This window comes from Ensifer sp. 4252 (assembly GCF_050434565.1).
In the GTDB taxonomy this organism is placed as follows: Bacteria; Pseudomonadota; Alphaproteobacteria; order Rhizobiales; family Rhizobiaceae; genus Ensifer.
In genome coordinates this window covers 1-2,526 of the sequence record NZ_JBNDIU010000071.1, presented here as the reverse complement: position 1 = coordinate 2,526, position 2,526 = coordinate 1, and the positions used below count along the sequence as shown (strand labels likewise).

2 protein-coding genes are annotated in these 2,526 nt (G+C 62.5%); both read left to right on the top strand.

Annotated features, from left to right (window positions below; genetic code table 11):
- Nucleotides 1–121: 121 nt before the first annotated feature.
- A complete protein-coding gene (locus ABIE33_RS36155) occupies nucleotides 122–1,027 on the top strand; it encodes a tyrosine-type recombinase/integrase (RefSeq protein ID WP_429133945.1) in 906 nt (301 codons plus the stop codon).
- A gap of 3 nt (nucleotides 1,028–1,030) precedes the next feature.
- Entirely contained in the window at nucleotides 1,031–2,224 is a 1,194-nt protein-coding gene (locus ABIE33_RS36150) for an IS91 family transposase (protein ID WP_429133943.1), read from the top strand.
- Nucleotides 2,225–2,526: the final 302 nt, after the last annotated feature.

Below are 2,526 nucleotides of genomic sequence, written 5' to 3'. Positions count from 1 at the left end.
CATGCACGAACCCGCTTCGCGGGAGGGCGTGCGCGGTGAGGTTGGTGTGATTATCTGAAGTTCTAGGCAGGCTGTTGGTGTTGCCTGACCATGGCGTTCCCTTCAACGAGAGGAACGTTCAATGGCCAGCTTTCCACACGATGCCCCGACCACACCGCTTCGCCAGCGCATGCAGGAAGACATGGTGATGCGAGGGTTGGGATCCCACACTCGGCAGGACTACATCCGTCATGTCCGGCGCTTCGCCACATTTATTGGGCGTGCCCCTGATACCGCGACGGTCGAGGACATACGGCATTTCCAGTTGTATCAGCATGAGAACGGTGTGGGTCCGGCCACGATCAACAGCACGGTTTCGGCGCTACGCTTTCTGTTTGCGGTGACGCTAAAGCGGCGGGATCTGGCGCGAGCGCTGGTGATAACCCGCAATCCACGCAAGCTACCCGATGTGCTGAGCATGGAGGAAGCTGCGCGGTTGCTCGGGGCGGCGCCAGGCATCAAATACAAAGCGGCGCTTGGCGGGGCCTATGGCGCGGGCTTGCGCGTCTCCGAGGTCGCGCATCTCAAGGTCGATGACATCGACTCGACGCGCATGCTGATCCGCGTTGAACAAGGCAAGGGACGCAAGGATCGCAATGCCATGCTTTCTCCGCAACTCCTTGAACTGCTGCGACTGTGGTGGCGCGAAGGAAAGCGGCGCGGCGTGATGCTGCCTCATGGCTGGCTGTTTCCGGGGCGCAGTCGCACCGACCCGATCTCGTCGCGGCAACTGCATCGCGCGGTTCAGGAAGCTGCGGAGGTCGCCGGCATCCACAAGCGCGTCAGCCCGCATACCCTACGGCACAGCTTTGCCACCCACCTTCTGGAGGATGGCACCGATATCCGCGTCATCCAGGTTCTGCTCGGACATAGCAAGCTGGAGACGACCGCGCTCTATGCGAAGGTCTCCACCCGGACTATTCACGCGGTCGCAGGGCCCCTCGACCGGCTGATGGCGCTGATGGAAGGCAAAACGCCCGACGGCTGAGCCATGCGCACCTCGATCGAGGTCGCCGATATCTTCCGTGTTGCCGGGCCGACCTATCGGAAAGCCCATGGGGGACACCTCAGCTTGGCCGAATTCAAAGTGATGTCGGCGGTCGAGCACTGCCGCACCGCTGCATTGGGCGGTCATGTCGAGGCCTGCGAGGATTGCGGAGAGTGGCGCATTGCCTACAATTCCTGCCGGAACCGGCACTGCCCGAAGTGCCAGGGCGTCGCCGCACGCACATGGCTCGCCGAGCGCGAGGCTGATCTCTTGCCGGTCGGATACTTCCATGTCGTCTTCACGCTGCCTGCCGAGATCGCCGCGATTGCCTTCTACAACAAGGCGCTCGTCTACGACCTTCTGTTCAAGGCCGCATCGGAAACGATGCTGACGATCGCCGCCGATCCGAAGCATCTCGGGGCGCGCATCGGCATGACCGCCGTGCTGCACACATGGGGATCGGCCATGACCCATCATCCCCATGTTCACATGATCGTGCCAAGCGGCGGCATCTCCCTTGATGGGGCACGCTGGATATCGTCACGTCCTGCATTCCTCTTGCCGGTGCGTGTGCTCGGCAAGCTCTTCCGGCGCTTGTTCCTCACGAGACTGCTCCAACTCCACGATGCCGGGCGGCTCGCCTTCTTCGGTTCGGCTGCGCATCTCACTGACCGCCGGGCATTCGTACGGTACCTGTCGCCGGTGCGAAAGAAGCGTTGGGTCGTTTATGCCAAGCCGCCCTTCGCGGGACCTGAGGCGGTTCTTGCCTATCTCTCACGATATACGCACCGGGTGGCCATCTCGAACAGTCGTCTGATCTCGTTCGACGAGACCGGTGTCACCTTCCGCTACAAGGACTACCGCCGCGAGGGCCGCGACCGGCAGCAAATCATGACGCTCGCGACCGTCGAGTTCATTCGCCGCTTCCTGCTCCATGTCCTGCCACGCGGGTTCCACCGCATCCGGCATTACGGTCTGCTCGCCGGCAGCTCCCGAAAGATCAGCATCACTCGCGCCCGCGAACTCCTGAACGCTGTCCCGCCGCCCGCGGACGACACAGCCGATGAGCCGATCGACATCCGCCCACCATGCCCATGCTGCGGCGGACGCATGATCGTCATCGATGTGTTCCAACGTTGGCGGCAACCGCGCGAACCGCCAGACACGGCGACAACGAACCGGGAGAGTGCGTCATGACCCGGCATGGCAGATCCATTCATATGGTCCACTCAAAACAGAGCCGGCCAACGGGAGGACCTGCGCCAGTTCGAACGGCGCTGGCTTCCAGCCGGCCAAACGCTCTCGCAATCACCACGAAACTCTCGGCGATCACACCCGAAAACACCAATCTTCACCCGTTGGGACCGACAAGCGCCGCTGCGCGCAGCGGCCCGCCGGAAGATCCGATACACAAAACCCCATAGCTCACGGAATGCCGACCGCGGGTTCCTGCATGAGAGGCTTTCGTACGCCTGACGGCACCCGAAACCCTTCACCAT

Excerpts from the sequence above, each read along its gene's own strand:
- ABIE33_RS36155 (WP_429133945.1), top strand. The coding sequence starts at position 122 with ATGGCCAGCTTTCCACACGATGCCCCGACCACACCGCTTCGCCAGCGC.
- ABIE33_RS36150 (WP_429133943.1), top strand. The coding sequence starts at position 1,031 with ATGCGCACCTCGATCGAGGTCGCCGATATCTTCCGTGTTGCCGGGCCG.